The sequence below is a fragment of the Pseudostreptobacillus hongkongensis genome, assembly GCF_001559795.1.
Lineage (GTDB): Bacteria > Fusobacteriota > Fusobacteriia > Fusobacteriales > Leptotrichiaceae > Pseudostreptobacillus > Pseudostreptobacillus hongkongensis.
Genome location: NZ_LOHY01000089.1, coordinates 21,052 through 30,521, shown reverse-complemented (window position 1 = coordinate 30,521; position 9,470 = coordinate 21,052). Strand labels below are relative to the sequence as shown.

The 9,470-nt window shown below is 26.4% G+C and carries 8 protein-coding genes and 1 tRNA gene; 4 read left to right on the top strand and 5 right to left on the bottom strand.

The window, feature by feature from the left end; all coding sequences use genetic code 11:
- Positions 1-77: 77 nt before the first annotated feature.
- From AYC59_RS04690 to AYC59_RS04675, 4 genes are all read left to right on the top strand, one after another.
- Positions 78-152, top strand: a tRNA-Cys gene (locus tag AYC59_RS04690).
- 119 nt (positions 153-271) lie between these two features.
- Positions 272-973: a DeoR/GlpR family DNA-binding transcription regulator gene (locus AYC59_RS04685; protein ID WP_066895716.1), complete on the top strand. Its 702-nt coding sequence runs from the start codon at positions 272-274 to the stop codon at positions 971-973.
- On the top strand, positions 970-1,878 hold the full coding sequence (pfkB, locus tag AYC59_RS04680; RefSeq protein WP_066895714.1) for a 1-phosphofructokinase: 909 nt from the start codon (positions 970-972) through the stop codon (positions 1,876-1,878). The genes AYC59_RS04685 and pfkB overlap by 4 nt, the downstream gene beginning before the upstream one ends.
- The gene (locus AYC59_RS04675; protein WP_066895710.1) at positions 1,875-3,743 is read left to right on the top strand and encodes a PTS fructose transporter subunit IIABC; all 1,869 of its coding nucleotides are present in this window, start codon (positions 1,875-1,877) and stop codon (positions 3,741-3,743) included. The genes pfkB and AYC59_RS04675 overlap by 4 nt, the downstream gene beginning before the upstream one ends.
- 61 nt (positions 3,744-3,804) lie before the next feature.
- On the opposite strand, the gene AYC59_RS04670 is transcribed toward AYC59_RS04675, so the two are convergent.
- The 5 genes from AYC59_RS04670 to lplA all read right to left on the bottom strand — a co-directional run bounded on the left by AYC59_RS04670 (position 3,805) and on the right by lplA (position 9,446).
- Positions 3,805-4,365 carry a TetR/AcrR family transcriptional regulator gene (locus AYC59_RS04670; protein WP_066895709.1) on the bottom strand — a complete coding sequence of 187 codons (561 nt, stop codon included), beginning with the start codon at positions 4,363-4,365 and terminating at the stop codon, positions 3,805-3,807.
- Positions 4,366-4,379: 14 nt separating this feature from the next.
- The gene (gene gltX, locus AYC59_RS04665; RefSeq protein ID WP_066895708.1) at positions 4,380-5,864 is read right to left on the bottom strand and encodes a glutamate--tRNA ligase; all 1,485 of its coding nucleotides are present in this window, start codon (positions 5,862-5,864) and stop codon (positions 4,380-4,382) included.
- A gap of 99 nt (positions 5,865-5,963) precedes the next feature.
- Positions 5,964-7,730, bottom strand: coding sequence for a glycerophosphoryl diester phosphodiesterase membrane domain-containing protein (locus AYC59_RS04660; RefSeq protein WP_066895707.1), 1,767 nt, complete (start codon positions 7,728-7,730; stop codon positions 5,964-5,966).
- A gap of 105 nt (positions 7,731-7,835) precedes the next feature.
- Positions 7,836-8,228, bottom strand: a complete 393-nt coding sequence (locus AYC59_RS04655; RefSeq protein ID WP_066895705.1) for a hypothetical protein — start codon at positions 8,226-8,228, stop codon at positions 7,836-7,838.
- A gap of 228 nt (positions 8,229-8,456) precedes the next feature.
- Positions 8,457-9,446, bottom strand: a complete 990-nt coding sequence (gene lplA, locus AYC59_RS04650; protein WP_066895703.1) for a lipoate--protein ligase — start codon at positions 9,444-9,446, stop codon at positions 8,457-8,459.
- Between the last annotated feature and the right edge of the window lie 24 nt (positions 9,447-9,470).

The following is a 9,470-nucleotide window of genomic DNA, read 5'->3' as shown; positions in this document are numbered from 1 at the left end:
TTTCAAATTTCACTCTGCATTTTTTGTCAATTAATGTTGACTTTTTTCTAATAAAGTGCTAATATATTTATAAGTATGGCGATATGGTCGAGGGGCTTAGGCAGAGGTCTGCAAAACCTTTTACATCAGTTCGAGTCTGATTATCGCCTCCAATTTAGGCTTATGCCTTTTTTTATTTTCTCAAAAATTTTTCAAATTTTTTCATTTTTTTCAATTTTTATCATTGACTTTTTTCAAAATAGGGGTATACTTTGGATATAAAGGAGTGAAAATGAAAAGTTTACAAAAAGAAAGAATAGATTTAATATACAAACTTACTGAAGAAAAAACTTATGTAAAGTATTCTAATATTGCTAAAAATTTAAATATATCTGAAGCAACAATAAGACGTGATGTGAAAAAAATGGAAACTCTAGGGCTTATAAACATCATATCTGGTGGAATAGAAATTCGTAATAATAACAATGATATAGAGTATAATTTAAGAATCAAAAAAAACTTAAATCAAAAAAAATCTATAGCAAAAAATGCTTCAAAATATATAAACAGAAATGAAACTATATTCCTAGATGCTGGAACTACTACATTTGAATTAATTCCTTACCTTAAAAATATGAATATAACTGTCATAACTAATGCTATAACTCATATAGAAGCTTTGATAGACAATAATATAAACTTCATATTATTAGGTGGTAAGGTTAAAGAAATTACCAAAGCTATTATAGGAACATATGCAATAAAACAATTAGAACACTTTAATTTTGATAAATGTTTCTTAGGATCAAATGGTGTGGATGATAAATTTGGTTTTAGTACACCTGATATAGAAGAAGCCTTAATCAAAGAAGCCGTTTGTAATAGGTCAAAACAAAAATTTATTTTAGCTGATAAAAGTAAAATAGGTTTAATAACAAACGCAAGCTTTGCTAACTTAAAAGATTGTACGCTAATAACTGAGGAGGACAAATGATTTACACATTAACACTTAATCCAGCACTTGATTATGATGTCTATTTAGATGAGTTAAAAAATGGCGAACTAAATATATCAAAAGAAATCAATTTAAGAGCTGGTGGTAAAGGTATAAATGTATCTATAATGCTTAAAAATCTAGGATTAGAATCTATAGCATTAGGATATATAGCAGGCTTTACTGGTAACTTTATACTTGAAAAGTTAAATGAAATGGATATAAGACATGATTTCATTAAAACCGAAGGAACAACAAGGATAAATATAAAAATAAATGATAAAGAAGAAGAAACAGAAATTGCAGGTCTTTCTGAAAAATTAAATGATAATGATGTTTTAAAACTTAAAGAACAAATATCAAAATTAACTGATAAAGACATACTAATTTTATCAGGCTCTCTTGCAAATGGTCTAGAAAAAAATATTTATCATGAATTATCTAAAATTACTTCTGCAAAAGTATTTCTAGATACTAGAGGGTCTTTATTACTTGATAATATATCTAACAATGTATTAATTAAGCCTAATATCAAGGAACTAGAAGAAGTATTTAGTGAAAATATAAACGATGATAAAAAACTATATGACTTAGCTTCTAAATTTATAGAAAAAGGTGTAGAAAATGTACTTGTTTCCATGGGTTCAAATGGTGCTATATTAGTTAAAAAAGGTAAATATTTAAAAGCAAATATTCCAAAAGGTAAATATATTAACTCTATAGGTGCAGGAGATTCTATGGTTGCAGGGTTTGCTTATGCTTATCATAATCACTACAATGATATTGAAGCATTAAGACTTGCAGTTGCATGTGGTTCTTCTACAGCTTATTCTTATGGAATAGGTGAAAAAACATTAATCAATGAATTATTAAAAGATATAGAAATACAGGAGGTTATTTTATGAAATTAGAAAATTTAATTTCTAAAAATCAAGTTTTATTTAATTTAAAAGCTAAAAATAAAACAGAAGCATTAGAAGAAATGACAAAAAGTTTCAATCAGGATATCATTAATGATTATGAAAAATTCATAAATGATTTAAAAGCTCGTGAAGAACTTGGACACACTGCACTTGAAGAAGGAGTTGCAACTCCTCATGCAAAATCATCAAGTGTAAATAAACCAGCATTATTAGTTGCTACATCTAAAGATGGTATCGATTTCAGTGAAGGAGAAGAAAAACCTTCAAAAGTATTCTTTATGATAGCAGTTCCTGAAAATGAAGCTAACTTACATATAGATATTTTAACTAAACTTGCAGATATTATAGGTGATGAAGATAAAATAAATGATTTAGTTAACGCATCTACTTATGAAGAAGTAATAGAATTAATTAAGGGTAATGAAAACGAAGAAACAAATGAAACTTTTGAAGATCCTGAAAAATATGTTGTTGCAGTTACTGCATGTCCTACAGGTATAGCTCATACTTTCATGGCTCGTGATGCCTTAGTAAAAGCTGCTCGTGAAATGGGTGTAAAGATCAAAGTAGAAACTAATGGTACAGATGGTAGAAAAAATGAAATTACAAAAGAAGATTTAAAAAATGCAAAAGGTGTAATTCTTGCTATAAATAAATCTGTTAATGAAGAAAGATTCAACGGACATAAAGTTATTAAAGTTTCTGCAAAAGATGGAATTAATAAAGCTAAACAATTAATACAAGATATCTTAGATGGTAAAGGTGAAGTTGCAAACTTTGAAGGAAATTCTAAAACTGCATCAGAAGCATCTAATGATTCTAAAAAATTATATAACCATTTAATGAGTGGTGTATCATATATGCTTCCTCTAGTAATAAGTGGTGGAATACTTATAGCTATTGCTTTCTTAATAGATAGTTTAATGGGTAACTCAAATGTTGGTGGAGGATTTGGTTCTACTGCTCCTCTTGCTGCAAGCTTCATGACTATAGGTAAAGCTGCATTTGGATTATTCGTACCTATACTTGGTGGATATATCGCATATAGCATAGGAGAAAAATCTGCTCTTGCTGCTGGGCTTGTTGCTGGATCTTTAGCCGCATCACAAGGTTCAGGATTCTTAGGTGCATTAGCTGGAGGTCTATTTGCAGGTTACTTAACTAAAGCTTATTCTAAATATACTAGAAATGTTTCAGATAAATTAAGAGGAATTAACTTAATATTATTTATGCCTTTTATCACTGTTCTTATAACTGGATTTGTAATGTTATTAGTTTTAAACCCAATAACTAATTATCTAAATGTTGCATTAACTAATTTCTTAAACAATATGAGTGGAACTTCAAGAGTTTTACTTGGACTTGTTTTAGGAGCTATGATGGCTGTTGATATGGGTGGTCCTATTAATAAGGCTGCATATGTATTCGGTACTGGAACATTAGAAGCATCTCTTGCAACAGGAGGTTCAAGTGCTATGGCTGCTGTTATGGCTGGAGGTATGGTTCCACCACTTGCTATTGCTCTTGCTACTACAATATTTAAAAATAAATATAACAAAGAAGATAGAGAAGCTGGACTTTCAAACTATATTATGGGATTATCATTTATAACTGAAGGTGCTATACCATTTGCTGCCGCTAATCCTTTAAGAGTTTTACCAGGATGTATTATAGGTTCAGGAATAGCTGGAGCATTAACTATGTTCTATAACATTAAAATTCCTGCTCCTCATGGTGGAATCTTAGTAATGTTATTAAGTTCTAATTTCTTCTTATACTTAATGGCTATAATTATAGGAAGTATAGTTGGAGCACTAATTTTAGGATTATCAAAAAAATCTGAATAAATATAAAAAGTAGGAATAGACTATAAAATGTCTTTATCCTACTTTTTTAACTTTCTTTTTTCTATAATTCTTCAAATCTTTTTACTACTTCTGGTAAACTATCATCTACTAAAGCACTTAAGTTTTTAACTAAATATTGATAATTAGGATCCATTCCTTTTTGCACCCATTCATATAGTATTGATGCAAATCCATAAGTATAATATCCTATTAAAAATTCTCTATCTCTATTTGAAACTCTTGTTTTATCAAATACATCTGTTAATATTCTTGAGTATAGATGTTTTGCCATTCTTTCAAGTGCATCTCTTAAAACTCCTTTAGATTCAGAATAATTTAAATTTTTAATTAAATTACTTTTTTCTATCATAACTCTAAAGAATAAATCATATGCATCACTTAATTTTTTCATTTTTTTCTTTTCTTTAAGGATATTATCAACTGTACCATCTTCAAAATATTCTAATAGTTCTATCATGCTACTGAAATAGTAATAGAATATTTGTCTTGTAACTCCTGCTTTCATAACAATTTCTTTAACTGTTATTTGATGATATGGTTTTTCATTTAATATTTCTCCAAATGATATTCTTATCGCGTCTTTCGCTTTTACTTTTGCCATTTTATATACCTTTCTTAGAATACATTTTTTATTCTATTCAATGTTCTTTCTTTACCTATAACTGAGATTATAGAATATAGGTCTGGTCCTTTTGATTTACCAGTTATTGCCGCTCTTAATGGCATTAAAACTTTACCTATTCCTTCATTTAACTCTTCAGGTAATTTATGTAGAATATCTTTAATTTCTTCTTCATTTATTTCTTCATCAAAGTTATTTAATTTTTCTATAAATAAGTTTATAGATTTCTTACCTTCTTCACTAGCTAATGCTTCAAGTACTCTTTCTACTGATTTTCTCTCTTTTTTGTTCATATCTTCAGTAACTACTGGAAGAGTAAACTCATCTTCAAAGAATACATCTAAACTTTGTGCTAATTCTTTTAATGTATGAGTTCCTTCTCTTGAAATTTCTACCATTCTTTCTAATTTTTCTCTACTAAATTTAGAAATATCAAAACCTTGTTTGTCTATAAATGGTATAGCTAGATCTGTTAAATCTTTTATATCTTTCAATCTCATATGTTGATTATTAACCCATGCTAGTTTAACTAAATCAAATACAGGTCCTCCAAGTGATATTCTATCAAATGAGAAATTATCTATCATTTCTTGTAAAGTAAAGATTTCTTTTTCTCCACCTAGACTCCATCCCATTAATGCTAAGAAGTTAAGTAGTCCTTCTTTTAAATATCCTTCTTCTTTATAGTAATTTAATGATACTGGATTTTTTCTCTTAGAAATTTTAGTTTTATCAGCATTTCTAAGTAATGGCATATGATACCATTTAGGTTCTTCCCAACCAAAAGCTCTATAAAGTTGTATATGCTTAGGAGTTGATGCTATCCATTCTTCAGCACGAATAACATGTGTAATACCCATTAAATGATCATCTACTATATTAGCTAAGTGATAAGTTGGAAATCCATCAGATTTAAGTAAAACTTGATCATCTATTTTATCATTATCAAAGAAAATTTTACCTCTTAATTGATCTTCAACCACTGTTTGACCTTCAAGTGGCATTTTCATACGAATTACATACGGCATTCCTTTAGCTAAATTTTCTTCAATTACTTCTTTAGATAAATTTCTACTTCTTCTATCATACATAGGCGGTAAGCCCATTGCTTTTTGTCTTTCTTTCATTATTTCTAATTCTTCTGGCGTTTCAAATGAATAATATGCCTCACCTTTTTCAACTAATTCTAAAGCATATTTTTTATATATATTAAATCTTTCAGATTGTCTATACGGACCATATTCACCACCATTATCAGGACCTTCAGAATAATTTAATCCTAACCATTTCATAGCATCAAAAATTTGTTGTTCTGAATCTGAAGAAAATCTTGTTCTATCTGTATCTTCTATTCTTAATATAAATTCTCCACCTTCATGATGTGCAAATGCATAGTTAAATAGCCCTATATATGCTGTTCCTACATGTGGATCTCCTGTAGGTGATGGAGCTATTCTAACCCTAACTTTTTTAGACATTTTCCTTCTCCTTCATTGTTATTACTTACTTTAATATTTTAACACTTTTAATATTTTTTGTCTAGTATAAAATCAATTTTTTTAAAGGTAAAAAATATATTATAACTCTAATTCTCTAGCAACTTTGTCAAAATATGTATTATGAGTTTTTAATTCTTTTTTTACATCATTAACCATTTTAGGATTGTCTGTTATAATCCCATCTACTGCAGTTTGTAAATATCTAGTCATATCTTCTTTATCATTTATAGTCCATACAAAGACATTTTTATTTTCTATCTTAGCTTCTCTTAATAAATAATTTGAAAAAGAAAAATCTTCTATAACATAGAAATCTACAGCTATATTATTAAAACTTCCAAATTGTATAGGTATTACATAACCTGTATCAATATCTGGTTCTTTTTTATTAAGTTCTACAATTACATCCTTATTTAAAGACATTACCTTATACTTTTTATCTATACCTAATCTTTTTAATTCTTGTATTACCAAATCAACATAATTATCTGGTTCTTCACCATGAGGTTTTAATTCAACTAAAAGTTTAACATCAAGTTCTTTTGCTCTTTTTACATATTCTTCAAATGAAGGAATGTGTGATTTAAATCCTCCCTGTTTAATTTCTAAACCTACAACTTCATCAAAATTCATATCATATATATTCTTATTAATTCCTGCAAGTCTTTTTAAATTAAAATCATGTAATACAACGAATTTATTGTCTTTAGTCATTACTATATCCATTTCTACATAATCAGCCTTATTTTTCAAAGCACCTTCTAAAGCCTCTAAAGAATTTTCAACTCCATACTCTACATCTCCTCTATGAGCAATAGTTAACACATTTTCATTAACCCCTGTATAGTATATATTATATCCATTGTATATAATTAAAGAGATGGTAAATATAGTTAAAAATGTATTGAAATATTTAAACTTTCTTTTTTCCTTGCTTTCAAGATTAATAATTTCATTTGATACCTCATTTTTATCAACTATAATATTAACTAATGTTGTTACTATAACTAATTTAGACATTACACTAAAAAATAAAAATACAGCTTGTAATAAAGTAAAAAATAAAGTTTGTAATATTAAACTATTTCCACTACTATTAATAATTTCAAATATATAGATAACAACGAACACTATAATCCCTGAAACTATTGTAAATATTACTTCTGACATTAAAACTATCAAAATTATTTCTAATTTATGATTTTTAGTTATCTCCCAACTTTCCTTTATACTATCACTTAAACTTTTTCTAGAAATTATAGTCAGAGGTATAACAAAAAATAATCTAAAATTAATATATATCAAAATTACCATAGCTACTAAAAATATAATCGCATTAGAAGGAGTTTTTAATAATTCTTCTGTTATAAATTTTGGTATATATAAATCCTGGGTTAAAACTGAATTTAAACCTAAATTTTGTATAGGTATCATAGTAATAAAATAGGCTAAAAAGAATATAAATTGTTTACCTATTAAACTTTTCATAGAATTAAATGACTTATTAAGTATGGTTTTTACTGAATAATTTTTATTATTAAACTTTCCATATATCATAAATACTATAAACGAAAACTCAAAAAACATTATAAAAGCCATAATTAGGATATATACTATTAAAGTTATAAGGCTAACTGGGTGAAATAATATGTTATAAAAATTAGTTTGAGTAACATTATGTATTCCTGCAAAATACATCATTAATTCAAATATTTTTTCAAGGACAAAAGCTCCTAATGTTAATATTCCAGCTTCCATTATAGATGTATTAATTATATATTCAAATTTATTATCATATAAATTTTTTAAAACCTCTTTAAATTCACCAAATATTTTCCTTTTCATTATCTATCCCTTCAAATTTAACACTTATATTATAACAAATTATTATACTAATTTTTTTAATTAATACAATAAAAAAGCATACACAAATACGCGTATGCTCATATATTATTTAGATTCTAATTCAAATTCATACTTTCCTGTAAAGTTTTTTAACTCTACAACTAATTTATAGCTTTTTGAAGAATTTAATTCTATATATCTTTCAAATTCATATGGATTATCTGCTCTAAAAACAACTTTTCCTCTATCTTCTACTACTTTAAATGAAATTGATCCATCAATTCCTTCTACATCTACTTCAAGTTTTACTCTATTTACATTTGAAAAAGAAAAATTCTTAACTTCTGTTATATTTTGTACTCTATCTTTATAAGAATAATCTATTTTATATCTTGAAATTTTTTGTGTATCACTATAATTTTGCCCATTATATGCAGCAAATCCTACTATCGGTAATAATGTTAATGCTAATAAAATTTTATTTATATTTTTTTTCATCTTTATCTCCTCTATATTTTCTCTTAACGTTAGATAAAGTATATAAAATTTTTAATATTTTATCAATTAGAACTAACTTAGAATTAGTAATAAAAAATCATATAAATTAAGCATTTTCAAAGTATTATTTTTTTACAAAATTAAATAACTAAACTACATAAAATTTAATTTTTAATTTTATATAAATTAAAAGAAGCAAACTTTAATTTGCTCCTCACTTATATTTATCTATTCAACTATAGCTTCTGCAACTTCTTCTGGTGTTATACCTGCAAAATATCTACTAAGATTTATACTATTTAATCTTTCAAGTACAAATTCTCTTTCATATTTCACGCCTTTTAAAACTTCTTCAACATAGGCAACATCTTCTATACCAAAGAAATCTCCATATATTTTAATATTTTCTATTTTAGAATCTATTACATTTGCATATATTTCAATTTTACCTTTAGGGAATTTTATACCTCTTGTTATATTATATTCAGGAGATTTTCCATAATTCCAATCCCAATTTCCAAATTTAGCTTCTTTAGCTTTATTAATTTCTTTAATATCTTCTTCACTAAATTTGTATTCCTTCATTTCAGGATATTCTTTCTTCATATACTCTAAAAGTAAATCTCTAAATTCTATTACATCTATTTTTTCAGGTAATTCTTCAACTATATTAGTAACTCTTGCTCTTACAGATTTTACTCCTTTTGACTCTATTTTATCTTTAGATACTTTTAAGGCCTTTGCTAGAACTGATAAATCAACATCAAATAAAAGACATCCATGATGCATAATTCTTCCATTTATATATGCTTGTGCATTACCACATATTTTTTTACCATCTATTTCTAAATCATTTCTTCCTGTAAATTCAGCCTTAACTCCAAGACTTTCAAGTGTTTTAATAACTGGTACAGAAAAACTCTTAAAATCAAATGCTTTTTCTTCATTTTCTTTAGATATTATAGTATAGTTAAGATTATTATAATCATGGTAAACTGCACCTCCACCACTAATTCTTCTTACAACTTCTATATTATTTTCTTTAACATATTCCTTATTAATTTCTTCTATAGTATTTTGATGTCTACCAACTATTATAGATGGTTTATTTATCCATAACATAAAAATCATATCTTCATTTAATAATTTTTTAAATGCATATTCTTCACTTGCTATATTAAAAGCTGTTTCATTTGTATCGCTAATAATGTAAATCATAGTCTATTCTCCTTATTTTAGTAT